This window comes from Pseudomonas sp. Irchel s3h14 (assembly GCF_900187425.1).
Classification (GTDB): domain Bacteria; phylum Pseudomonadota; class Gammaproteobacteria; order Pseudomonadales; family Pseudomonadaceae; genus Aquipseudomonas.
This window is the reverse complement of the sequence record NZ_FYDJ01000002.1, coordinates 260,190-285,204: the sequence shown is the minus strand read 5'-3', so window position 1 is coordinate 285,204 and position 25,015 is coordinate 260,190. Positions and strand designations below refer to the sequence as shown.

The window sequence follows — 25,015 nt, the reverse complement described above, 5'->3', positions numbered from 1 at the left end:
GGATTTAAATGTTGACGCATCCATTTGTAAATTTTCCATTTGAGCCTCAGCTTTCTTACATTCTGGCCGGAATCTCAATTTACGATAGAGAAGAAACGCTTGGGGAGGCTTTGTGGGTTTATAATCCTAATAAGCAAGATGAAAGAGAGGAATTAATAAAAAAATTTATAATTCCAGATTTTGACTATTTAACCTACAGACATAGATTTTTAGTTTTTAAGATGCTAGAGGAAGTTTTGCAGCAATCAGATTTTGATTTTTCTAAGCAGTTTGAAAGTGATCACGATGATCCCCGGATACTCGCCTGGGATGAAACCGAAATAGAAAATCCACGTGGCTTTTTTGAAGACATATATAGATTGGCAAGAGACGAGTGGAAAGACGACCTTCATAAGGCCAGTCTTGAAGACCAATCAACCTGGTAAGGCTTGTTATCCCTGAGGTGGATAGATTTTATGACCGCTTCGCGCTCAATCGCGGGCAAGCCACGCTCCCACAGGACGGTGGCGATCTGTAGGAGCGAGGCTTGCCCGCGAAGGCGGTCTTACAGGCAGCGAAATTTCTGGGCAAGGTCGTCGGAAGTTTCCTTCAAGTTGTAGCGGTTTTCATGAACTGGTGCGCAACGGACCTCATCGATAGTCTTTTAGCTGTCTCTGCAAATTCAGTGACAGGGCGTGGAAGCCCTTCTATCGTTAGGCGCGTCAAGCGCCACCAGTTCGGCGTGTTTTATCGTCTGTGTTTTATGGTGGCTGTGCGCGGGGCGCTTTCGAGTGCGCCGGGTGCCTAACGTCTCGGTCTTCCACACCTGCGTACAGCCGCCACCCATTGCGTGGAAGCGATTTCTGGCGGCGTCAATCCATACGTTAGGACTAAAATCGATGAAAACACTTCACCCCGATCCACCCTATGAGAAACCAACCCCCCATCCCCAAAGCCGCTTCATGGCGCTCACCAGCAATTGCGACGACATGCCAACCCTGTTCGTCGACACCCAAGCGCCGCTGGATGTTTTGTATGACGCTGCCAACTACCGAATTCGCGCCGTCACCCAAGTGATGGAAAACTTGTCCATGCGTGGTTCGATCGAGTGTCAGTCCTTCATTCTTAGTGATTTTGCTTTGCTCTGTGCCATTCCGTTGCGGGATGGGTGTGATGTGCTGGATGTTCTTGGGCGGCGGTTGCGGGCGCGGTCTTCGGAGTAGGGCCGGGGGCTTTCGCTGATGCTGTTCAGTTAAGTTGATACGCACGTTTTTGTAGCAGCTGGCGAAGCCTGCGTCCGGCTGCGCAGCAGTCGTAAACCCTGCTTGCACGGTGTGTCTGAAAAATCGCGAGTGCTGATTTTACGACTGCTGCGCAGCCGAACGCAGGCTTCGCCAGCTGCTACAGATCGTGTTGCGGCCTAGCTGAGGTGTGTTTTTCCCTTTATGAGTGCTGCAACTGCCCGCTCGGCTGTGAGGTCCTGACGTTCGCCGCCGTACAAGGTAAACTTCCCGCCCTTCGCAGGAGCAGCCATGAATTATCGTCACGCCTTCCATGCCGGCAATCACGCCGATGTGTTCAAACACCTGACTTTGACCCGCATCATCGCCTTGATGTCGCGCAAGGAGCAGCCGTTTGCCTATCTCGACACTCACGCCGGCATTGGTCTGTATGACCTGCAGGGTGATCAGGCGAGCCGTACCGGTGAGTACCTGGAAGGTATTGCGCGTTTGTGGGATCAGCCGGATCTGCCGGCGTTGACCGCGGATTACATGAAGGTGCTGCACGACATGAACCCGGATGGCCAGTTGCGCTATTACCCGGGGTCGCCGGAGTTGGCGCGACGCCTGACGCGGCCGCAGGATCGGGTGATGCTTAACGAGAAGCACCCGGAAGACGGTGTGTTGCTCAAGGACAACATGGCGGGCGACCGTCGGGTGAAGGTTCACTTGGGCGAAGGTTGGCATGTGCCGCGTGCGATGTTGCCGGTGCAGGAGAAGCGGGCGGTGATGTTGATTGATCCGCCGTTCGAGCAGCTGGATGAGATGCAGCGTTGTGCGGCGTCGCTGAAAGAGGCGATTGGCCGGATGCGGCAAACCGTGGCGGCGATCTGGTACCCGGTGAAGGACCAGCGCATGTTGCGTCGTTTTTATCAGGATCTGGCGGGCACGGGCGCGCCGAAGTTGTTGCGGGTCGAGTTGCTGGTGCATCCGCTGGATACGCCGAACAGTCTGAATGGCTCGGGGCTGGCGATTGCGAATCCGCCGTGGGGTCTGGAAGAGGAATTGCGTGAGTTGCTGCCGTGGTTGTCCAAGAAGTTGGGGCAGACTCAGGGTGGGTGGCAGATGGATTGGTTGATCGCCGAGAGTTGATCGATCGTTCCCACGCTCTGCGTGGGAATGCAGCCCGGGACGCTCCGCGTCCCTGCCGAAGCGGACGCAGAGCGTCCATTGAGGCATTCCCACGCAGAGCGTGGGAACGATCAGTGCGGTGTCAGATCGGGCAAGTCACGCCTGTACCGCCAATCCCGCAATACCCTTCAGGGTTTTTCGCCAGGTACTGCTGGTGATAAGCCTCGGCAAAGTAGACCGTCGGGGCTTCGTCGATTTCAGTGGTGATGGTGCCTTTGCCGGCCTTGGTCAACTCGGCCTGGAACACTTGCTCGCTGTGCTTGGCGGCTGCCAACTGAGTTGGATTGGTGGCGTAGATTACCGAGCGGTACTGCGTGCCGATGTCATTGCCCTGGCGCATGCCCTGAGTAGGGTTGTGCAATTCCCAGAACATTTTCAGCAGCTCTTCGTAGCTGACTTTTGCCGGCTCGTAGACCACCAGTACCACTTCGCTGTGGCCGGTCAGGCCCGAGCAGACTTCTTCATATGTCGGGTTCGGCGTAAAGCCGCCGGCGTAACCCACCGCCGTACTGACCACGCCATCGCGCTGCCAGAACTTGCGCTCTGCGCCCCAGAAGCAACCGAGGCCGAAGATCGCGAAATCCACGTCCATCGCGAACGGGCCCAGCAGCGGGGCGTCGTGGACGAAGTGTTTTTCCGGCACGGTCATTGGGGTTTCACGGCCAGGCAGAGCTTGTTCTTTAGTCGGGAGCACGTTTTTGTTCACCAGAATTTCCGAGCGCAAGACCATGATCAGTCCCCTCAGTCAGGTTGAGATGTAAATAAACAGACTGCCAGTGTGCCCAATGATGCCAAGTTAATCACTACCCCTGTGGGAGCGGGCTTGCTCGCGAAGGCGGTGTGTCAGGCAACAATGATGTCGACGGTCACGCCGCTTTCGTCGGAACGCCGCCCGGACCAAGCCCGCTCCCACAGGGTTTTGTGCAATGACTGAAGAATGTCAGGCGATCGGGCCACGCGGATAGCGCTTGAGCTTTTCGATCAGCTCGGTGCCCGGAATCGGCCGGTCGAACAGGTAGCCCTGGCCGACGTCGCAGCGGTGACGGCGCAGGAACGCCAACTGCTCGGCGGTTTCGATGCCTTCAGCCACGACCTTGAGTTTCAGGTTGTGGGCCATGGCGATCACCGCGGAGGTGATTTCCATGTCGTCCTGGTTGTCGGGGATTTCGTGGATGAAGCTTCGATCAATCTTAATGATGTCGATCGGGAATTTTTTCAAGTAACTGAGCGACGAGTAACCGGTGCCGAAGTCATCCATGGCCAGGGTCAGGCCCAGGCGCTTGAGCTGATCGAGCTGCAAGTGGGTGTCTTCGGTGGCTTCCAGCAGCAGGCCTTCAGTGAGTTCAAGTTCCAGCAGGTTTGCCGGCAGCGCTTCTTCTTTGAGGATGTTGGCGATGGACGACACCAGGTCCGGATCGGAGAACTGCTTGGGCGACAGGTTGATTGCCACCTGAAGATTGCCCAGGCCAGCGGCGGTCAGGTCTTTGCTCATGCGGCAGGCCTGGCGGGCGATCCATTTACCAATCGGAATGATCAGGCCGGTTTCTTCGGCGACGCTGATGAACTGGTCCGGGCGGATCATGCCTTTTTCCGGGTGGTTCCAGCGCAGCAGCGCTTCCATCCCCAACAGGCGACCGCTGCGCAGGCAGAGCTTGGGCTGGTAGAACACGTCCAGCTCGTTCTGGGTCAGGGCGCGGCGCAGGTTGTTTTCGACGAACAGTTTGTAGCTGGCCTCGGCGTTCAGCGCTTCGGTGAACACCTGGACCTGATGTTTGCCGTTGGCCTTGGCCTTGTGCAGCGCGAGGCCGGCGTTGCGCATCAGGGTTTGCGGGTCGCGACCGTGCAACGGCGCGCAGGCCAGGCCCACGGAGCCGGTGACGCTGATCAGCTGGTTGTCGACGAACATCGGCTTGTCGAGGGTCGCCAGCAATTGATTGGCGATCTGTTGCCCCGCACGCAGGTCGGTGTCGTCCAGCAGCACGGCGAATTCGTTACTGGCGAACCGCGCCAGGCTACCGCTCGGGCTCAGGCTGTTGCGCAGGCGTCGGGCCAGGCTGATCAGCAGTTTGTCGCCGGTCTGGTGGCCGAGGCTGTCGTTGATCCGCTTGAAGTTGTCGATGTCCACCAGCAACAAGCTGATCGGGGTATCGCTGTCTCGGGCGAAACGTTCATCGAGGTTGCGGATGAATGCCGGGCGGTTGCCGAGGTTGGTCAGGTTATCGGTATACGCCAGACGCTCGATACGCTGCTGAGCGAGCTTGGTCTGGGTGATGTCTTCGTAAATGCCGATGTAATGCGTCAGCTCGCGGTTGTCGCCGTAGACCTTGGAAATCGACAACTGGCCCCAGTAGGGTTCGAGGTTTTTGCGGCGGCTTTTGAACTCACCCTGCCAGCTGTTGCTCTTGGCCAGCGCCGAGTGCGCGTCGAACAGCAGCTCGCTGAGGTTTTCCAGTGCCGGCAGTTCCGACAGCCGCTGGCCGTGGACTTCTTCGGTGGTGTACTGGGTGATCGCCGTGAAGCTCGGGTTGACGTATTCCACCACGCCATCGCAATTGACCAGCAAAAAGGCGTTGGCGCTTTGCTCTACCGCACGCTGGAACAGGTGCAGGGCGCTGGTGGCGGTGCGGCGGTTGTGGTTGTTGATGACTTGGGCAAACTGATCCGCCAACTCGCCGGCGAAAGCAATTTCGTCCGATTGCCAGGCGCGGGTCATACCGGTCTGTTCCAGGCAGAGTACGCCGACCACTTGGCCATCGACGCGGATGCTGGCGTCGAGCATCGCATTCACATCGCGTGGGCGCAGGTGTTCGGCCATTTCCCGGGTGCGCGGGTCGCGTATGGCGTTGTGGGCATCGATGGCGCGGCCGGTGTGCAAGGCTTCCACGTAGTCGGGGAAGCTACTGACGTCGATCGGCTCCGGCAGCAGGTATTCCTGGCTGGCGCGGTGATAGGCCGAAATCGGCACGAGCAGTGAACCTTCGAGGTTCCACAGGCTGGCACAGTCGATTTCGTAAATGTCACAGGCGCTGCGAGTGATCAGTTCGGCGGCTTCTTTCAGGGAGTTGTTGCTGCGATAGCGCTGGCGGGTCAGCAGCAGAATCAAGTCTTGCTGGGCGCGCACCCGATCCAGGTGCAGAAGCTGTTCCTGTTGGGCGCGCTGATTGAGTTCCAGGGCGATTTGCAGGCGAGAGTTCTGGGTTTCTAGGTCCAGGGCCGGCAGCAGTTGCTCGCCCTCGAACAGACCGTCGACCACTAGCAGATAGCCGCGCAGCAGGTGTCGATTGTGTTGTTTGTAGGCTTCGCCCAGTTCCAGCAGGTTCAAGGAGCCGGCGGCGGTGTGCAGGGTGTAGCGGATCAGGTAATGCGGGCTTTCGGTGAGTTGTTGCTGAACCGCGTCATGCAGCTGATAACGGGCTTCGGGCTCCATCAGGCTGGCGTAGGGCGAGCCGACCAGAGCACAGAGCTCCACCGCCGGCAGGCCGAACTGTCGTTCGCAATTGGGATCGAGAAACAGCAGCGCCCAACTCGCTTCATTCAGCCGTTCGAAACGAAGCATGCCGAGCCGCGAGGGCACAGGCAACTGCGTCACTACCTCGGCCACCATACGGCTGGCGGCATCGGGTTGGCTCTTCATATGGAAGGAAACTCACTTCGAATAGGCTGATCGCGCCGGGCTCTCGCCCTCTTTACTGTTACCTGCGGCAAGGTTGCATCATTGCGACACTGACTGACAAGAGACATGAAGGCCAAGTGCTATAAGAATATGTCGGCCGGCGCGAAGATTTCTCCAGCGCCGGGCCGAAAGTAATGCATTTGGCCCTCAAGGGCTCAACGTAGCGGGATGCTGGTCGACTGCAAAGGCTTGCCATCCCGGTCGTGATAACTGACACGAACCTGTTCAGTATCGACGATCAAATGGGCAAAGTTGTCCTGGCTGACCACCTGGCTGGTCAGTTCATGCTGATAGTCGCCTGCGGCTGTTCGCGCCAATGGTTGATCGAGGATGAAGGTGGAGGCCTTGGCGTACGGCAGCAGTTTGCTGTTGTACAAGGGGGAGGAGACGATGGTGTGTACCTCGAAATCCGGGTCTTCGCTGTGGGTCAGACGACTCGTCAAAGAGCCGTGGACATCACCGGAAACGAAGAAGACGTTCTTGATGCGGTGTGTACGAATTGTCTCCAGTAGCCGCAGACGTTGTTCGGGAAAGGCCTTCCACGCGTCATCGCCATGGGCTTTGCGGTCGGGGTAGAACATCACGCTGGTGACCACGAACTTCACCCTGGCCGGGCTGTGAATCAGCCATTTGCACAAAGCCTGTTCCTGCTCTTCGTCGAGGATGCGTCGATCATTGGCCGACAGGTTGCGTCGGGTTCGACTGTCAGTGACAAACCATTCGATATCGCCTTCGGCGAATTGATACCAATACTGTTCCAGTTTTCTATCTATTTGCCCGTTGGAAAGAAGTTTGTGTGCCGGGCTGTGACTGGCTTGATACAACTCATACGCCGCGATGGCGTTTTTGTATAAATAGGCGTCGGCCTTACTTTCGTTGGCGGGCCAGTTGTCTTCAATTTCATGATCGTCGAGGATCATGTAAGTCGGCACGCTGGACATTAACTTGGCAATATTGGGTTGGGAAAAAGCCGCTCGGTACTTACTGAGTATTTCCTTGTATTCCCGGTCGGGAGCAATCACGTTCAGGTCATCGACATAGATTTGATCGCCGGTCATCAACATGGCGCTGATGGGCGGTTCGGCCTGCTGCGCCAGATTCGTGATCGAGGCGAAAATTCGATCCCCCAGATGCGGTGCAGACGGGACGCCAGCGGTCATGCGCAGGTAACGACATGAACCGACGATATAGGCCCGTGGAATCGTGGCTTTGCTGGACTGCGTGCGAAACCGGTAGGTATCCCGCGGCCATTGCAGCGGCAGTTCCTGAACCGTTTCCACGGTGTGCACCGGGCTCATGGGGCTGAACCAGCCTGCCTGGTATTCGTACTCGGTATCGGTGGCAAGGTCGTTGAGTGCAATCACATCGGACATATCACGCCAGATCGTCAACTTTGCAAATACACCGTGGGACCAGCGCTCTTCACCGGGCCGGCGATAACGAACGCCTGCAAATACCGGTGCATTGTTTTGATGTTCGCCACGCAAAAAGATGCGTGCGTGGTTAGTTGTTGCGTGGCCAATAATAGGGCCGACAGTCGGTTTGAACATGTTCGAATCCATTCGAATTGATGCTAACTAAGCAAGATTGGCTGATGAAGGTTTAGCGATAATTAGTTGGACTAAGCTTAGTTATTAGCTCGCAAGAAATATCGAGTAGAAGTGGACTTGAGTTGTGGGCGACGTAAGCCATGAATGTAGGAATAACACTCGGAGGAGGGCGTAATGCCAGTCACTTCAGCCGTAATGCGATCTGTAGCAGCTGCCGAGCCAGCGAGGCTGCGTTCGGCTGCGCAGCAGTCGTCAAGCCAGACTTGAGTTGCATCAGGTAAACCGTGTCAGCCGGATTCACGACTGCTGCGCAGCCGAACGCAGCCTCGCAAGCTCGACAGCTGCTACAGGCGAACGGAACCTTCGGGCATTAGGTGGAGGGTTTTCAAAAAAAAGCCCCGCCAAACTGGCGGGGTTGAGGTACGAGCGTGGCGCTCGGAAAACGTGGAACGCGACGGGCCCTCCGGTGAAGGAGGGCCGGTCGGTATTACAGCAGGATGGTGCGGATGTCCGCCAGCAGCTCGCTTAGACGCTTGGTGAAGCGTGCAGCAGCGGCGCCGTTGATCACACGGTGATCGTAGGACAGCGACAGTGGCAGCATCAGTTTCGGCTGGAAGGCTTTGCCGTCCCAGACTGGCTGGATGGTTGCCTTGGATACACCGAGGATCGCCACTTCCGGCGCGTTGACGATCGGCGTGAAGCCGGTGCCGCCAATGTGGCCGAGGCTGGAAATGGTGAAACAGGCGCCTTGCATGTCGTCAGCGGTGAGCTTTTTGTCGCGGGCTTTGGCGGCCAGCACGGCGGCTTCGGCTGCCAGTTGCAACAGGCTCTTCTGGTCGACGTTCTTGATGACCGGTACCAGCAGGCCTTCAGGGGTGTCGACGGCGAAGCCGATGTTCACGTACTTCTTGCGGATGATCGCCTTGCCGCTTGGTGCCAGCGAACTGTTGAAGTCCGGCAGTTCCTTGAGCAGGTGCGCGCAGGACTTGAGCAGCAGCGGCAGGATGGTCAGCTTGACGCCGGCCTTCTCTGCAACGGCTTTCTGAGCGATACGGAACGCTTCCAGGTCGGTGATATCAGCCGAATCGAACTGAGTCACGTGCGGAATGTTCAGCCAGCTGCGATGCAGGCTCGACGCGCCGATTTGCATCAGGCGGGTCATCGGCACTTCTTCGGTTTCACCGAAGCGACTGAAGTCCACGACCGGAATCGACGGGATGCCCGCGCCGCCGGTTGCGCCAGCAGCAGCGGCCGGTGCTTCCTTGGCCTTCTGCATCATGGCTTTGACGTAAACCTGCACGTCTTCTTTCAGGATGCGACCGTGCGGACCGCTGGCGCCGACGGCGTTCAGCTCGACGCCGAACTCGCGAGCCAGTTGACGCACGGCTGGGCCGGCGTGAACCTTGGCGCCAGGCTTGGCTGGAGCCGCAACCGGGGCAGCAGCAGGTGCGGCTGCGGCAGGTGCAGCAGCGGCTGGCGCTGGAGCACTCGGTGCAGCAGCGGCCGGAGCCGGGGCAGCAGCAGGCGCAACGCCTTTGACTTTCAGCTTAAGGATCAGGTCGCCGGTACCGACTTCGTCATCCAGCTTGATGGAAACGCTTTCCACCACGCCAGCGGCAGGCGATGGAATTTCCATGCTCGCCTTGTCGGATTCCAGGGTGATCAGCGACTGATCGGCTTCAACGGTGTCGCCGGCCTTGACCAGGACTTCGATGATCTTGGCCTTGCCCGAAGAGCCGATGTCCGGGACATGAATGTCCTGAACGCTGTCGGCAACCGGTGCAGCCGGGGCCGCAGCGGCTGGCGCTGGAGCAGCGGCAGCAGGTGCCGCCGCCTGAGCTGGCGCGGCCGCAGCCGGTGCCGCGGCACCTGCCACTTTCAGGGCCAGAATCAGGTCGCCAGTGCCGACTTCGTCATTGAGCTTGACGCTGATGCTTTCAACCACGCCAGCGGCGGGCGAAGGGATTTCCATGCTGGCCTTGTCGGATTCCAGGGTGATCAGCGACTGATCAGCCTCGACGGTGTCGCCGACCTTGACCTGGATCTCGATGATCTGGGCCTTGCCCGACGAGCCGATGTCCGGCACGTGCACTTGCAGGGTGGTTGCAGCAGCGGGAGCAGCGGCCGGTGCAGCTGCTGCCGGAGCAGGAGCAGCAGCCGGTTTCGCTTCAGCTTTGGCAGCTGGCGCAGCGGCAGCCGCAGGGGCCGCAGCAGCGGCACCTTCGACTTCCAGCTCCAGCAGTTCGTCGCCTTCTTTCAGGCGATCGCCCAGCTTCACTTTGATGCTTTTGACGATGCCGGCCTTGGGAGCAGGGATTTCCATGCTCGCCTTGTCCGACTCAAGCGTCAGGATGCTCTGGTCGGCTTCCACACGGTCGCCGACTTTCACAAATAGTTCGATTACTTCACCTTCACCGCTGCCGATGTCAGGTACGCGAATGAGTTCGCTCACAGAGTGTCTCCTCAGCAGTCCAGTGGGTTGCGTTTTTCCGGGTTGATCCCGAACTTGGCGATGGCTTCAGCCACCACTTTAGGTTCGATATCACCACGGTCAGCCAAGGCTTCCAGGGCTGCCAACACCACGAAATGACGGTCGACTTCGAAGAAGTGACGCAGCTTCTTACGGCTGTCACTGCGGCCGAAACCGTCGGTGCCCAGGACTTTGAATTCCTTGGACGGGACCCACTGACGAATTTGCTCAGCGAACAGCTTCATGTAGTCGGTAGACGCGATGACCGGACCTTGACGGCCGTTCAGGCACTCTTCGACATAGCTCAGTTTAGGCTTCTGACCCGGGTGCAGACGGTTGCTGCGCTCTACGGCCAGGCCGTCGCGACGCAGTTCGTTGAAGCTGGTAACGCTCCACACGTCAGCGCCGACGTTGAACTGTTCACGCAGGATTTTCGCCGCTTCACGGACTTCACGCAGGATGGTGCCGGAGCCCATCAGCTGAACGTGGTGCGCCGCTTCGCGGGTGTCTTCCTCGAGCAGGTACATGCCCTTGATGATGCCTTCCTCGACACCGGCCGGCATGGCTGGCTGCTGATAGGACTCGTTCATCACGGTGATGTAGTAGAAAACGTCCTGCTGCTGTTCGGTCATCTTCTTCATGCCGTCCTGAATGATCACCGCCAGCTCGTAGCCGTAGGTTGGATCAAAGGTGCGGCAGTTCGGGATGGTGGCAGCCAGGATGTGGCTGTGACCGTCTTCGTGTTGCAGGCCTTCGCCGTTCAGCGTGGTCCGGCCGGCGGTGCCGCCGATCAGGAAACCACGGGTGCGGCTGTCGCCAGCGGCCCAGGCCAGGTCGCCGATACGCTGGAAACCGAACATCGAGTAGAAGATGTAGAACGGCAGCATTGGCTGGTTGTGGCTGGAGTACGAAGTACCGGCAGCGATGAAGGAGCTCATGGCGCCCGCTTCGTTGATGCCTTCTTCGAGGATCTGGCCCTTCTTGTCTTCTTTGTAGAACATCACCTGGTCTTTATCGACTGGCTCGTAGAGCTGGCCGACGGACGAGTAGATGCCCAACTGACGGAACATGCCTTCCATACCAAAGGTACGGGCTTCGTCCGGGATGATCGGAACGATGCGCGAACCGATTTCCTTGTCCTTGACCAGCTGCGCGAGGATCCGCACGAAGGCCATGGTGGTAGAGATTTCACGGTCGCCCGAGCCGTCCAGGATTGCCTTGAGGGTATCCAGCGGTGGCGTCGGGATGTCGAAGCTTTTGGCACGGCGCTGTGGCACGAAACCGCCCAGTGCAGTGCGGCGCTCGCTCAGGTAACGGGCTTCAGCGCTGTTTGGTTCCGGTTTGAAGAACGGCAGGTTTTCCAGTTCTTCGTCTTTGACCGGAATGTCGAAGCGATCACGGAACAACTTCAGGCTGTCGACATCGACTTTCTTGGTGTTGTGCGCAGTGTTCTTCGCTTCGCCGGCACCGGTGCCATAACCTTTGATGGTCTTGGCCAGGATGACGGTCGGCTGTTCTTTGTGGTTGACCGCTTCGTGGTACGCCGCGTAGACCTTGTACGGGTCGTGACCGCCACGGTTGAGTTTCCAGATCTCGTCGTCGGACAAGTCTTCAACCATCGCCTTGAGTTCTGGCGAGTTGAAGAAGTGTTCACGAACGAACGCGCCGTCTTTGGCTTTGTAGTTCTGGTACTCGCCGTCGATGACTTCGTCCATGCGACGTTGCAGGATGCCGTCGACGTCTTTGGCCAACAGTGGGTCCCAGAAACGGCCCCAGATGACTTTGGTCACGTTCCACTGAGCACCGCGGAACACGCCTTCGAGTTCCTGGATGATCTTGCCGTTGCCGCGAACCGGGCCATCAAGGCGCTGCAGGTTGCAGTTGATAACGAAGATCAGGTTGTCGAGCTTCTCGCGGCCAGCCAGCGAGATCGCGCCCAGGGATTCCGGCTCGTCACACTCGCCGTCGCCCAGGAAGCACCAGACTTTTTGCTTGCCTTCTGGGATGAAACCACGGGCTTCCAGGTACTTCATGAAACGTGCCTGGTAGATCGCCTGGATCGGGCCCAGACCCATGGATACAGTCGGGAACTGCCAGAAATCAGGCATCAGCCATGGGTGCGGGTAGGACGACAGGCCCTGACCGTCCACTTCCTGGCGGAAGTTGTTCATCTGGTCTTCGGTGATGCGGCCTTCCATGAACGCACGGGCGTAAACGCCTGGCGAGGTGTGGCCCTGGAAATAGATCAGGTCGCCGCCGTGTTCGTCGGTCGGGGCCTGGAAGAAATAGTTGAAGCCGATGTCGTACAGGGTTGCGCTGGAGGCGAAGCTGGAGATGTGACCGCCCAGGTCAGAATCTTTCAGGTTCGTACGCATCACCATGGCCATCGCGTTCCAGCGTACCAACGAGCGAATGCGGCGTTCCATGAACAGGTCGCCAGGCATGCGTGCTTCGTGGGTAACGGGGATCGTGTTGCGGTATGGCGTGGTGATGGCGTAAGGCAATTGCGAACCGCTACGGGTTGCGAGTTCGCCCATACGGGTCATCAGATAGTGAGCGCGGTCTTCGCCTTCTTTGTCGAGAACCGATTCCAGGGCGTCCAACCATTCCTGGGTTTCGACGGGATCGAGGTCTTGCATGGCTTGCTCCAGGGCGGAAAGGCTTCCAGAATCGGTTGCCTGAGTTTGCGACTGGCCTTGTGGGCAGACGATATAAATTCTTGGATTGCCGAGAGGTTGTTCCGGCGGCGTGTAGTTTTACTACAAATCATCGGGCATTTCAGCCTTTCGAATGTATATACGAGTAGTAAAACTACAGATGAGCGGCTTGTGGCCTCCAGCTGCGTTGTGAGAATAATCGTTAAGGTTGGTCTTTTGCCAACCAGAAAAGGTGAAAGCTTGATGCTGTCTGCCAAAAATAAAGAAATTTCAGCTATTTCTAACCTTTGTTCGACAGTCGATCAGGTAGTGCATTCTCGCGAATCACTACATGCAGCCCTCTACACGCCGATCAAGGATAGACCATGAGCCTCCCTTCGCTTGCCGAACTGCCTGGCATCCTCCTGCCGTTTGTCACCCGCGCCGAGCAGTCGTTCCGTACGGCCGTCGCGGGGCTTCCCGACGATCATGGCCTGGCCGGCTGGACGCCTGAACGCTGGGCGCAATTCGCCCGCGTCACCGCTGCCAGCGACTTCGTGATTGAACAAAGTGTCCGTGACCCACTGATGTTGCTGGAGCTGGTGCAGTCCGGTGAGCTGGACCGAAGTTTTGCGCCCGGCGAGCTGTGCGCACAGATTGCGGCCGCGGTGAATGCAGCGGAAACCGACGATGGGCTCGGTCGCGCCCTGCGTCGTCAACGTACCCGTCATCAAGTGCGGATCATCTGGCGCGACCTGACGCGTCAGTGCGATCTGATCCAGACCTGCCGCGACCTCTCGGACATGGCCGATGCCAGCATCGATCAGGCCTATCAGTGGTTGTACTCACGGCATTGTCAGCAGTTCGGCGTGCCGACCGGCCGGCGCAGCGGCGAGCCGCAGCAGATGGTCATTCTCGGCATGGGCAAACTCGGCGCGGTGGAGCTCAACCTGTCGTCGGACATCGACCTGATCTTCGCCTATCCCGAGGGCGGCGAAACCGTCGGGGTCAAACGCTCGCTGGATAACCAGGAATTTTTCATTCGTCTCGGCCAGCGTCTGATCAAGGCGTTGGACCCGATGACCGTCGATGGTTTTGTATTCCGCGTCGACATGCGCCTGCGGCCTTACGGTTCGGCCGGCGCATTGGTGCTGAGCTTCAACGCGCTGGAGCAGTATTACCAGGATCAGGGCCGCGACTGGGAACGCTACGCGATGATCAAGTCGCGGGTGGTGGCCGGCGATCAGGTGGCCGGTGCGCAATTGCAAGACATGCTGCGGCCGTTCGTTTACCGGCGTTACCTCGACTTCTCTGCGATCGAAGCGCTGCGCACCATGAAGCAGCTGATTCAGCAGGAAGTCCGGCGCAAGGGCATGGCCGACAACATCAAACTCGGCTCCGGTGGCATTCGTGAAGTCGAATTTATCGCCCAGGCGTTCCAGCTGATCCACGGCGGCCGCGACCTGAGCTTGCAGCAACGTCCTCTATTGAAAGTACTGAGCACGCTGGAAGGTCAGGGTTACCTGCCGCCGGCGGTGATCAGTGAACTGCGTGAAGGCTACGAATTCCTGCGTTACACCGAGCACGCGATCCAGGCGATTGCCGACCGCCAGACCCAGATGCTGCCGGACGGTGCGCAGGATCAGGCGCGCATTGCCTTTATGTTGGGCTTTGCCGACTGGGAGGCTTTCCATGAGCAACTTATGTATTGGCGCGGTCGCGTGGCCTGGCACTTTGGCCAGGTAATCGCCGACCCCGACGAAGAGGAAGGCACCGAAAGCGAAGTGGTGGTCGGCGGTGAATGGCTGCCGTTGTGGGAGGAGGCTCAGGACGAAGAGGCCGCTTGCCGTCAGTTGGAAGAGGGCGGCTTCGTCGATGCCACCAAAGCCCTGAAAGCGTTGGCCGGTTTGCGCAGCAGTCCGCAATTGCGCGCGATGCAACGCTTGGGTCGCGAGCGACTCGATGCCTTTATTCCGCGGCTGCTGGCTCAGGCCGTGGAGCACGCCAACCCGGATCTGGTGCTGGAAAGAGTATTGCCGCTGGTGGAAGCGGTGGCCCGTCGTTCCGCGTATCTGGTGTTGCTGACCGAAAACCCCGGCGCTCTGCGACGTTTGTTGACCTTGTGCGCCGCGAGTCCGTGGATCGCCGAACAGATCACCCGCTTCCCGCTGCTGCTCGATGAATTGCTCAACGAAGGTCGGCTGTTCAAACCGCCGCTGGCGCCGGAACTGGCCGCCGAGTTGCGCGAGCGTTTGACGCGGATTCCCGAAGACGACCTCGAACAACAGATGGAAGCCCTGCGACATTTCAAACTGGCGCACCGTTTGCGCGTCGCCGCTTCGGAAATCGCCGGCAGCCTGCCGTTGATGAAGGTCAGTGATTACCTGACCTGGCTCGCCGAAGCGATCCTCGAACAAGTGCTGGCCCTGGCCTGGCGCCAGACCGTGGCCAAATACGGCACGCCGCAGCGCACCGACGGCACCTTGTGCGATCCCGGTTTCATCATTGTCGGTTACGGGAAAGTCGGCGGTCTGGAACTGGGGCATGGTTCGGACCTGGACCTGGTGTTCATCCACGATGGCGACCCGCAGGCGGAAACCGACGGGCCGAAACCTATCGACGGCGCGCAATTTTTCACCCGGCTGGGGCAGCGGATCATTCACTTGCTCACGGCCCAGACCAACTCCGGTCAGCTGTATGAAGTGGACATGCGTCTGCGGCCGTCCGGCGCGTCGGGGTTGCTGGTGAGTTCGCTCGGTGCGTTTGCCCGGTATCAGGAAAATGAAGCCTGGACCTGGGAGCATCAGGCGCTGGTGCGGGCGCGCGTGCTGGTGGGCAGCCCGGACGTCGGCCAGGCGTTCGAGAAAGTCCGCGCGGCGGTATTGGGCAAGCCGCGGGACCTTGCAACCTTGCGCCAGGAGGTCAGTGAGATGCGCGCAAAAATGCGCGATAACCTAGGCAGCAAGAGCACCGCGGCCGGCACCGGGGCAAATGCCTTCGAGGCCACGGCGCCGTTCGATCTCAAGCAGGACGCCGGAGGTATCGTCGATATTGAATTTATGGTGCAATACGCGGCCCTGGCGTGGTCCGAATCGCACCCGCCATTGCTGCGCTGGACTGACAATATCCGCATTCTGGAAGGGCTGGAGGAGGAAGGGCTGATACCCGCCGAAGACGCCAGCCTGTTGCGCGAGGCCTATAAAGCCTACCGTTCAGCCGCTCACCGGCAGGCCTTGCAGAAGGACGCCGGGGTGATACCGGGCGACCAGTTCGTGGACGAACGTCGGCAGGTAGTGCGGATCTGGCGCGAGCTGGGGCTAAGCTGAAACCGTATTGTTGCAACACCCGATACCCAATGTGGGAGCGGGCTTGCTCGCGAAGGGGCCATTAAATTCAACATTGATGGCGACTGACACTCCGCCTTCGCGAGCAAGCCCGCTCCCACAGTTAATCTGCGGTGTTTGGTAGATTGAAGGCGCTAAGCTGTATCGCATGGATGTGCACAAAATTGATCCGACGAGCCCCAACCGGCTCGTCCAAATGACCTGACAGCCAAGGCTGCAGGTGCTGGATTCTCGAGGAGGGGAGGCGTATGCCTCCCCGGCTCGTTTATGGAAACCACATGAAAATTCTGATCGTTGGGCCCAGTTGGGTCGGTGACATGGTGATGGCGCAGACACTGTTTCAGTGTCTCAAGCAGCGCCATCCGCAATGCGAAATCGACGTGCTGGCCCCCGAGTGGAGCCGGCCGATTCTTGAGCGCATGCCCGAAGTACGCCAGGCCTTGAGCTTTCCGCTCGGTCACGGTGCTTTGGAGCTTGCGACGCGTCGGCGCATCGGCAAATCCCTGGCCGGCGAGTATGACCAGGCGATCCTGCTGCCCAATTCCCTGAAGTCGGCATTGGTGCCGTTCTTCGCCGGCATCCCGAAGCGCACCGGCTGGCGTGGCGAATTCCGCTACGGCCTGCTCAATGACGTGCGCACGCTGGATAAAGAACGTTACCCGCTGATGATCGAACGCTTCATGGCCCTGGCTTACGAGCCCGGTGCCGAGCTGCCGACACCTTATCCGCGGCCGAGCCTGCAGATCGACCCGGACACTCGCGAGGCGGCAATGGCCAAGTTCGGCCTGGCCCTCGACCGTCCGGTGTTGGCGCTGTGCCCCGGTGCCGAGTTTGGCGAGTCCAAGCGCTGGCCGTCCGAGCACTATGCCAAGGTTGCCGAAGCGAAGATCCGCGAAGGCTGGCAAGTCTGGCTGTTCGGTTCGAAAAACGATCACGCCGTCGGCGAAGACATCCGTTCACGGCTGATTCCCGGTCTGCGTGAAGAGTCGGTGAACCTCAGCGGCGGCACCTCCCTGGCCGAAGCCATCGACCTGATGTCCTGCGCCGACGCGGTGGTGTCCAACGACTCCGGCCTGATGCACGTCGCCGCCGCGCTGAATCGCCCGTTGGTGGCGGTCTACGGCTCAACGTCACCGGGTTTCACGCCGCCACTGGCCGAACACGTACAGATCGTGCGCCTGGGCATCGAATGCAGTCCCTGCTTCGATCGCACGTGTCGCTTCGGTCATTACAACTGCCTGCGCCAGCTCATGCCGCAAGCGGTGAACGAAGCCTTGCAGCGTTTGCAGGGCACTGTGGTCGAGGTCAAATAGTTTGCGGGTACTGCTGATCAAGACTTCTTCGCTGGGCGACGTGATTCATGCGTTGCCGGCGTTGACCGACGCGGCACGGGCGATCCCCGGCATCCAGTTCGATTGGGTGGTGGAAGAAGGCTTCGCCGAAATCCCGAGCTGGCACCCGGCCGTGGGCAAGGTGATTCCGGTGGCGATCCGTCGCTGGCGCAAAAACATCTGGCAGACCATCAAGAGTGGCGAGTGGAAGCGCTTCAAGCAAAGCGTTCGCGCTAACAAATATGATTTGGTGATCGATGCCCAGGGCCTGCTGAAAAGTGCCTTGCTGACCCGATACGCCAAAGCTCCGGTGGCCGGTCTGGATAAAAACTCGGCCCGCGAGCCGATTGCCGCACGCTTCTATTCCCGGCGTCTGGCCGTGGCCCGTGGGCAACACGCGGTGGAGCGAGTGCGTCAGCTGTTTGCCGTGGCCCTGGGTTACGACCTGCCAAAAGGCTTGGGCGATTACGGCCTGAACGTCGAGCGACTGGTGGAATTGCCGCGCAAGAATCCTTACGTGGTGTTCCTGCACGGCACCACGTGGGACACCAAGCACTGGCCTGAAGCCTACTGGCGCGAGTTGGCCGAGCGCGTCGGCTATCTCGGTGTCGCGGTGAAGCTGCCGTGGGGCAATCCGATCGAGAAAGCCCGGGCCGAGCGCATCGCCAAAGACATGAGGCATGTCGAAGTGCTGCCCAAGCTGAATCTGGCGGGTGTCGGCAAAGTACTGGCCGGCGCGCAAGCCTGCGTGGCGGTGGACACCGGTCTCGGTCACCTCGCCGCTGCACTGGACGTGCCGACGATATCGCTGTTCGGCCCGACCAACCCGGGCCTGACCGGTGCCTACGGTAAAGCGCAGATTCACATCGCCAGCGATTTCCCCTGTGCACCGTGTATGCAAAAGAGATGTACGTATCAACCGACGGCCGAAGATGCCCGTCAGTTTGACCTTAAACGCGAGTGGCCCCTGTGCTTCACGCGTCTGAATCCCGAGCGTGTCGCGACCCGACTGAGCACGTTGTTACTGGCTGAGGAGCTGCGCTGATGCAATTGGCATTCGTCTTGTACAAGTACTTTCCATTCGGGGGCTTGCAGCGCGATTTCATGCGCATCGCCCTGGAATGTCAGCAGCGCGGCCATCAGATTCGGGTCTACACGCTGATCTGGGAAGGCGACATTCCACCGGGCTTCGAAGTGTTGGTGGCGCCGGTCAAGGCGTTCTTCAATCATCGACGCAACGAGAAGCTCAGCGAATGGATGGAAGCGGATCTGGCCAAGCGTCCGGTGGACCGTTTGATCGGCTTCAACAAAATGCCGGGCCTGGACGTCTACTACGCCGCCGACGGCTGCTTCGAAGACAAGGCGCAGAACCTGCGCAACTCGCTGTACCGTCGCTGGGGCCGCTACCGGCACTTCGCCGAGTATGAGCGCGCCGTGTTCGCCAAGGATGCCAAGACCGAAGTGCTGATGATTTCCGAAGTCCAGCAGCCGCTGTTCATCAAGCATTACGACACGCCGCTTGAACGCTTCCATCTGCTGCCGCCGGGTATCTCTCAGGACCGTCGTGCGCCGGCCAATGCCGCCGAGATCCGAGCCGAATTCCGTCGCGAATTCAACCTGAAAGACGATGATCTGCTGCTGGTGCAAATCGGCTCCGGGTTCAAGACCAAGGGCGTGGATCGCAGCCTCAAGGCGCTGGCCGCATTGCCCGCCGATCTGAAGAAACGCACCCGGCTGTTTGTAATTGGCCAGGATGACCCCAAATTATTCCAGATGCAGAGCGCCACACTGGGGCTCGGCGATAACGTGACGTTCCTCAAGGGCCGCAGCGACATCCCGCGTTTTTTGCTCGGCGCCGATCTGTTGATTCACCCGGCGTACAACGAAAACACCGGGACCGTGTTGCTCGAAGCCCTGGTGGCCGGGTTGCCGGTGCTGGTGAGCGCGGTGTGTGGTTACGCCCATTACATCGCCGAGGCTGACGCCGGTCTGGTGCTGGATGAACCTTTCGATCAGGCGCAGTTGACTCAGTACCTGACCGGTATGTTGAACGACGCTCAAGCACGGGCGGCCTGGAGCCGCAATGGTCTGGCCTTCGCCGAGATGGCCGACCTCTACAGCATGCCGCAGCACGCGGCCGATGTGATTCTGGCGGAGCACGCTTAATGAAGTTGATGCTGGCTGAACCGTTCAAGAGCCTCTGGGCCGGACGCGACCCGTTCGCTGAAGTCGAGGGCCTCCAGGGCGAGGTATACCGCGAACTTGAAGCGCGCCGGACCCTGCGTACCGAAGTCAATGGCAGTGGCTTTTTCGTGAAGATCCACCGTGGCATTGGCTGGGGCGAGATCTTCAAGAACCTGCTCACGGCCAAGTTGCCGGTGCTCGGTGCTGGCCAGGAATGGAAGGCCATTCAGCGCCTGCAAGAAGTCGGGGTGCCGACCATGACCGCAGTGGCTTATGGCGAGAAGGGCAGCAACCCGGCGGACCGGCATTCGTTCATCGTCACCGAAGAGCTGGCGCCCACTGTCAGCCTTGAAGACTTCAGCATCGACTGGGTCAAGCACCCGCCCGAGCCAAGACTCAAGCGCGCGCTGATCGCCGAAGTCGCGCGCATGACCGGCATGATGCACCGCGCCGGGGTCAACCATCGCGACTGCTACATCTGCCACTTTCTGCTGCACACCGACAAACCGGTGACGGCCGACGATTTCAAGCTCTCGGTGATCGACCTGCACCGTGCCCAGACTCGTCCGACGATTACCCAACGCTGGCGCAACAAGGACCTGGCGGCGCTGTATTTTTCAGCGCTGGACATTGGCCTGACCCGTCGCGACAAATTGCGTTTCCTCAAGGGCTATTTCCAGCGACCGCTGCGCCAGATCCTGGGCGAGGAAGCCGGGTTGCTCACCTGGCTCGAAGGCAAGGCCAACAAACTCTACGACCGTAAACAGCGATACGGGGATGCGCTCTGATGGCGGGTTGGAAACTGGAGCCTGCGTACAACGATCTGGCAGAAGATTTCGGCAGTCTTGAGGCTGTGTTTGCGCTTCAGGGCGAACGCCTGACGCGCGACCTGTTGTCCGAGGTCATTCGCGTCCAGCGCAATGGTGTCAACTATTACGTCAAACGCTACGTGGGTGCCGGCAAAGGTCTGCGCCGCTACCTGGGTAAACCCCGGGTGAAGGCCGAGTGGCAGAACCTCAAGCGCTTTGCCAAGTGGGGCATTCCCACCGCTGAAGTGGTGGCCTGGGGCCTGGAGCGTCGCGGCGCGGCTTATGATCGCGGGGCGATGATCACCCGTGAGCTGCCGCATACCGAAGACTTGTCGGCCCTGGCCGAGCGGCATGATCCAAAGTTGGCGGACCGCGCCTGGGTCGACAACGTCAGCCGGCAGCTGGCGGGTTATACCCGGACCATGCACGACCATCGTTTTACCCATAACGATTTGAAGTGGCGCAACCTGCTGATCGACGATGAGCCCCGGCTGTTTTTGATCGACTGCCCCAATGGCGATTTCTGGCGCGGCTTCTGGCTCAAGTACCGGATCACCAAGGACCTGGCGTGTCTGGACAAGGTCGCCAAGTATCACTTGTCGGCTACCCAGCGCCTGCGCTTTTACCTGCAATACCGTCAGTGTGATCGGCTGAATGCTGCCGATAAAAAACGGATCCGGCACGTGGTGAGATTTTTCGAGGGACGCGAATGACTGATTTTCTGGCCGCTGAAGACCGTGCGCTGCTTGAGCGTCACGGCCTCGGCACCTTCGACGCACTCTGGGCCAGGCAGCTCGATGCTGTGGATGAGCCCAACACCGCTCGCGGTGGCTGGAGCAGCGTGTTTCGGCTGGATCTGGAAGGTCATGGCTACTACCTCAAACGCCAGAGCAACTACCAGATGCGCACCTTGCATGCGCCCTTTGGCGAGCCGAGCTTTGCCCGTGAGTTTCGAAATATCAGTCGCTATGAAAGGTTCGGTATTCCAGCGCTGAAGGCGGCGTTTTTCGGTGAGCGCAAGGTCAACGGCGAAGTCCGGGCGATTCTGCTGACCCGTGCCCTGGACGGTTGGGATGACCTGGATTCGCTGTTGCAGCGCTGGTCGGACCTGAGTTCGGCGCAGCATTCGGCCATTCTGCAGGCCTGTGGGCAATTGGCTCGGCGCCTGCACGGCGCGCGTCAGGTTCATGGTTGCTTCTACCCCAAACACATTTTTCTCCAGGCCAGCGGCGACGGTTACCTGGCCCAGTTGATCGACCTGGAAAAGACCCGGCCGTTGCTGTTTGGTCTGCGCGACCGGGCCAAAGACCTGGAGCCGTTGCTGCGTCGGGCGCCTGAGTGGAGCGAAGCGCAGTTGCGCGAGCTGCTGGCTGCCTATCTGGATCAATCGCAAGACAGTTCGCTGATCGACAGCTGGCTTGCGCGACTGACCGCGCGGCGCACTCATAAGGAGGCGCGCTGATGCGTTTGTCCGAGCTGAAAAACGCTGGCCGCAGCCCGAGCCTGCCGCTGAATATTCCACTCGCCGATGCCGCCGGCCCTGCCGAGTTGCAGTTGCTGAGTCTGTTGCGGGTGTTGCCGGGGCAGCGTTATGTCGGTGCCGGCGTTTGGCGTGGGCGGCCGGTGCTGGCCAAATTGTTGGTCGGCAGCAAAGCGGCGCGGCATTTTCAGCGTGAGCTGGACGGCGTGCGGTTGCTGGCGGCTCAGGGGTTGACCACGCCGTTGTTGCTGGCTGATGGCCTGAAGGACGGCGAGGGTGGTTGGCTGCTGTTTGATTTCCTTGAAGGCGCCGAAAGCCTTGGGGATGCCTGGAAACAGGTCGAACATTTGCCGATGCTGGCGGATGAGCAATCGGCGGTATTGGCTGATGCGCTGGGTGCGATTGGTCAATTGCACCGCAAGGGCCTGTGGCAGGAAGATCTGCACCTGGACAACCTGCTGCGCCAGGGCGGTCGGCTGTATTTGATCGACGGTGCCGGAATCCGCACGGAAACGCCGGGCCAACCGCTCTCGCGGCAGAAAGTCCTGGAAAACCTCGGGGTGTTTTTTGCCCAGTTGCCCAAGACGCTGGAGCCCTTCACCGAAGAATTGCTGGTGTATTACCTGCTGAGCAATGGCGAGCATGCCTTGCCGATGGAAGCGTTGCAGAAGCAGATCAGCAAGGTTCGCACCTGGCGTCTGAAGGACTTCCTGATCAAGGTCGGCCGCGAATGCACGCTGTTCAGTGTCCAGCGCGGAGCGTTTGGCTTGCGGGCGATTCGCCGCGAGGAAGAGGCAGCGATGCTGCCGGTGCTGGAGCAGGCCGATGCGTTGCTCGATCAGGGCCATCTGTACAAGACCGGCGGCGCGGCGAGCGTCGGCAAGGTCGAGGTGGCTGGTCGTACGTTGGTGATCAAGCGCTACAACATCAAAGGTTTTGCCCACTGGCTCAAACGCTTCTGGCGCCCGAGCCGTGCCTGGCACTCCTGGCGCGAAGGCAATCGCCTGGCGTTTCTCGGCATCGCCACGCCCAAGCCGTTGGCGTTGCTGGAGACGCGTTGTCTCTGGTTGCGCAGTCGGGCTTATCTGGTGACCGAGTACTTGCCGGGGCCGGACATCATCGAGCGGTTTGCACCTTACGTTGAAAGCGGTGAGGCACCAGAAGCCGAGTTGCAGGCGCTGGATCATTTGTTTGCCGAGCTGATTGGCGAGCGGATCAGTCACGGGGATTTCAAGGGGCATAACCTGTTCTGGCAGCACGATCGCTGGGCGCTGATTGATCTGGATTCGATGTGTCAGCACGCCTCGCTCAACAGCTTCGCCCCGGCCTATGCGCGGGATCGGGCGAGGTTCATGCGTAACTGGCCTGAGAGCAGTGCGCTGTATCGGGTCATTGATCAGCGTCTTCCCAAAGATATCTCCAGCGCTGCCTGAATCGGACCTTCGGTCCTTTCGCGAGCAAGCCCGCTCCCACAGGGATCTTCGTTACAACACAGATCCCCTGTGGGAGCGGGCTTGCTCGCGAAGAGGCCGACACATCCAGCGAAGAAGTCGTGAGTGTCACAAGGGGACAAGTTTTTATGAATCGTCCTACATGATCTACAGAGCCCATGAACTGTGCCCTGAATAGCCGCGATGCTAGTTTGCCTGACGTTCACGGAGGGCAGATTTTGACGATAAAAATGACGGTGTTACTGAGCACTTTTGCACTGGTTTTATCAGGCTGCGGGACCGCTATTACGGTACTGCAGGATGAAGAGGACGCGGCTCGTAGCCTTAGAAAGCAAAAGACCTACTGTCAGTCCATCCCACGTATCTACAGTGGTCTGGCGTTCGATTTTTGCGTATTAAATGCAGCGCCTGATCCCACGGGTATTCTTTTGCCGTTCGTATTGGTGGATCTCACCCTGTCGGGTGTTTTCGATACCGTCCTTCTGCCCTATACGGTTTACCGGCAGGCTACCGACGGCAATATCAGTATTTACTGGAGGTCAGGCCGCGGGTAACTCTTTTGTATTCCGGCGTGTCAGTGCTACACCTGACGCACTTGGCTCGAAGAACAACAGGTGAATAGCTCGTGTCGCCCCCGGTTTTGCCCTCTCAACAGTTTTTTCTTTTTGAAAACGAAAGCGAAGCTGAAATTAATGTTGAGGCGGAAAAGCTTTTACCTCCGTCCGGGAGGTACAGCGATTTCATAATCTATGTGGATGAGAGCGGCGATCATGGGATGCAAACATTAGATCCAAACTACCCAATGTTTGTGCTGGCATTTTGTGCGTTTCATAAAAGGCATTATTGCGAAAAGGTTATTCCTGCCCTTCAGAAGTTCAAATTTAATCATATGGGTCATGACCTGATCGGTCTGCATGAATTGGAAATCCTAAAAGAAAAGGGAGCGTTCTCTAGTCTTTTCACATCAAGGCAACACAAACATGCCTTTCTCGATGAGTTGACGGGAATCATTGATGCCAGCAATTTCGTCCTGATCAGCTGCGTTATCGACAAAGCCGCTCTTCGCGAAAAGCAAGGTCCTGTCCACAATCCTTATCACGTCGCGCTCGGATTCTGCCTTGAAACGCTTTATGAGTATTTGCAGGAAAAGAATCAACAGAGCGTTTTAACTCATGTGATTTTCGAGCGTCGAGGGAAGCGGGAGGATAATGAGCTTGAACTGGAGTTTCGTCGCATGTGCGATGGCGCGAACAGATTGGGCATACAACTGCCGTTCGACATCGTCTTTGCAACCAAACAAGTGAATTCCACGGGGTTACAGCTAGCGGATCTTGTTGCAAGACCCATTGGTATGAGCGTTTTGCGGTCGGGGCAAGAAAATCGTGCCTTTGACGTGCTCAAGCGCAAGTTCTACTGCAGTGGTGGGCGTAACAATGTGGGAGAGGGTTTCGAGAATTGGGGGTTAAAAATTTTCCCTCTCTCAGAAAGCGAAAAGCCCCGGTGAAACTCACCGAGGCCACAACGCCGACCGGGATCCCCCAGTCCATTTGCGCAGGAGTCTATGTCGAGGTCCGTCATCTGTCAACGCGCCAGCTTGCCACTTCCCGCTAGAGGCTTGCCGTCGCTTTTAAGCTATAATCCCGCCCTTTAGCTGCCTCTCGCCCTTTGCGAGGGCACATTAATCTTTGAGGCGCCTT

Annotated in this window: 18 protein-coding genes; 13 read left to right on the top strand and 5 right to left on the bottom strand. The window is 58.9% G+C overall.

Going from position 1 to position 25,015, the window contains the following annotated elements:
* Nucleotides 1-8: 8 nt before the first annotated feature.
* The 3 genes from CKW16_RS04925 to CKW16_RS04910 all read left to right on the top strand — a co-directional run bounded on the left by CKW16_RS04925 (nucleotide 9) and on the right by CKW16_RS04910 (nucleotide 2,351).
* Nucleotides 9-425, top strand: a complete 417-nt coding sequence (locus CKW16_RS04925; protein ID WP_095127458.1) for a hypothetical protein — start codon at nucleotides 9-11, stop codon at nucleotides 423-425.
* Between the two features lie 453 nt (nucleotides 426-878).
* A complete protein-coding gene (locus CKW16_RS04915; RefSeq protein WP_095127456.1) occupies nucleotides 879-1,202 on the top strand; it encodes a hypothetical protein in 324 nt (107 codons plus the stop codon).
* A gap of 309 nt (nucleotides 1,203-1,511) precedes the next feature.
* On the top strand, nucleotides 1,512-2,351 hold the full coding sequence (locus CKW16_RS04910) for a 23S rRNA (adenine(2030)-N(6))-methyltransferase RlmJ (protein WP_095127455.1): 840 nt from the start codon (nucleotides 1,512-1,514) through the stop codon (nucleotides 2,349-2,351).
* Nucleotides 2,352-2,472: 121 nt separating this feature from the next.
* On the opposite strand, the gene msrA is transcribed toward CKW16_RS04910, so the two are convergent.
* The 5 genes from msrA to aceE form a co-directional block, all read right to left on the bottom strand.
* Nucleotides 2,473-3,120, bottom strand: a complete 648-nt coding sequence (gene msrA / locus CKW16_RS04905; RefSeq protein WP_095127454.1) for a peptide-methionine (S)-S-oxide reductase MsrA — start codon at nucleotides 3,118-3,120, stop codon at nucleotides 2,473-2,475.
* 210 nt (nucleotides 3,121-3,330) lie between these two features.
* Nucleotides 3,331-6,024, bottom strand: coding sequence for a bifunctional diguanylate cyclase/phosphodiesterase (locus CKW16_RS04900; RefSeq protein ID WP_095127453.1), 2,694 nt, complete (start codon nucleotides 6,022-6,024; stop codon nucleotides 3,331-3,333).
* A gap of 194 nt (nucleotides 6,025-6,218) precedes the next feature.
* Entirely contained in the window at nucleotides 6,219-7,613 is a 1,395-nt protein-coding gene (locus CKW16_RS04895; RefSeq protein ID WP_095127452.1) for an alkaline phosphatase D family protein, read from the bottom strand.
* Between the two features lie 487 nt (nucleotides 7,614-8,100).
* Nucleotides 8,101-10,065, bottom strand: coding sequence for a dihydrolipoyllysine-residue acetyltransferase (aceF, locus tag CKW16_RS04890; protein WP_095127451.1), 1,965 nt, complete (start codon nucleotides 10,063-10,065; stop codon nucleotides 8,101-8,103).
* Between the two features lie 11 nt (nucleotides 10,066-10,076).
* Complete coding sequence (gene aceE, locus CKW16_RS04885; RefSeq protein WP_095127450.1) at nucleotides 10,077-12,722, bottom strand: pyruvate dehydrogenase (acetyl-transferring), homodimeric type; 2,646 nt, start codon at nucleotides 12,720-12,722, stop codon at nucleotides 10,077-10,079.
* A 383-nt stretch (nucleotides 12,723-13,105) separates the two neighbouring features.
* Between aceE and glnE the strand changes: the two genes are divergently transcribed.
* From glnE to CKW16_RS04830, 10 genes are all read left to right on the top strand, one after another.
* Complete coding sequence (glnE, locus tag CKW16_RS04875) at nucleotides 13,106-16,045, top strand: bifunctional [glutamate--ammonia ligase]-adenylyl-L-tyrosine phosphorylase/[glutamate--ammonia-ligase] adenylyltransferase (protein WP_095127449.1); 2,940 nt, start codon at nucleotides 13,106-13,108, stop codon at nucleotides 16,043-16,045.
* Nucleotides 16,046-16,341: 296 nt separating this feature from the next.
* Nucleotides 16,342-17,376 (top strand): lipopolysaccharide heptosyltransferase II, encoded by a 1,035-nt coding sequence (gene waaF / locus CKW16_RS04870; protein WP_095127448.1) that lies wholly within the window; start codon nucleotides 16,342-16,344, stop codon nucleotides 17,374-17,376.
* A 1-nt stretch (nucleotide 17,377) separates the two neighbouring features.
* Nucleotides 17,378-18,439: a lipopolysaccharide heptosyltransferase RfaC gene (rfaC, locus tag CKW16_RS04865; RefSeq protein WP_095127447.1), complete on the top strand. Its 1,062-nt coding sequence runs from the start codon at nucleotides 17,378-17,380 to the stop codon at nucleotides 18,437-18,439.
* Entirely contained in the window at nucleotides 18,439-19,560 is a 1,122-nt protein-coding gene (locus CKW16_RS04860; RefSeq protein ID WP_095127446.1) for a glycosyltransferase family 4 protein, read from the top strand. Before rfaC ends, CKW16_RS04860 begins: the two co-directional genes overlap by 1 nt.
* A complete protein-coding gene (gene rfaP / locus CKW16_RS04855; RefSeq protein WP_095127445.1) occupies nucleotides 19,560-20,366 on the top strand; it encodes a lipopolysaccharide core heptose(I) kinase RfaP in 807 nt (268 codons plus the stop codon). Before CKW16_RS04860 ends, rfaP begins: the two co-directional genes overlap by 1 nt.
* Nucleotides 20,366-21,100, top strand: coding sequence for a lipopolysaccharide kinase InaA family protein (locus tag CKW16_RS04850; RefSeq protein ID WP_095127444.1), 735 nt, complete (start codon nucleotides 20,366-20,368; stop codon nucleotides 21,098-21,100). Before rfaP ends, CKW16_RS04850 begins: the two co-directional genes overlap by 1 nt.
* Complete coding sequence (locus CKW16_RS04845; protein ID WP_095127443.1) at nucleotides 21,097-21,849, top strand: lipopolysaccharide kinase InaA family protein; 753 nt, start codon at nucleotides 21,097-21,099, stop codon at nucleotides 21,847-21,849. The genes CKW16_RS04850 and CKW16_RS04845 overlap by 4 nt, the downstream gene beginning before the upstream one ends.
* Nucleotides 21,849-23,300 carry a lipopolysaccharide kinase InaA family protein gene (locus tag CKW16_RS04840; protein ID WP_095127442.1) on the top strand — a complete coding sequence of 484 codons (1,452 nt, stop codon included), beginning with the start codon at nucleotides 21,849-21,851 and terminating at the stop codon, nucleotides 23,298-23,300. The genes CKW16_RS04845 and CKW16_RS04840 overlap by 1 nt, the downstream gene beginning before the upstream one ends.
* A 236-nt stretch (nucleotides 23,301-23,536) precedes the next feature.
* Nucleotides 23,537-23,872, top strand: a complete 336-nt coding sequence (locus tag CKW16_RS04835; protein ID WP_095127720.1) for a YceK/YidQ family lipoprotein — start codon at nucleotides 23,537-23,539, stop codon at nucleotides 23,870-23,872.
* Nucleotides 23,873-23,943: 71 nt separating this feature from the next.
* The gene (locus CKW16_RS04830; RefSeq protein ID WP_095127441.1) at nucleotides 23,944-24,822 is read left to right on the top strand and encodes a DUF3800 domain-containing protein; all 879 of its coding nucleotides are present in this window, start codon (nucleotides 23,944-23,946) and stop codon (nucleotides 24,820-24,822) included.
* Nucleotides 24,823-25,015 lie beyond the last annotated feature (193 nt).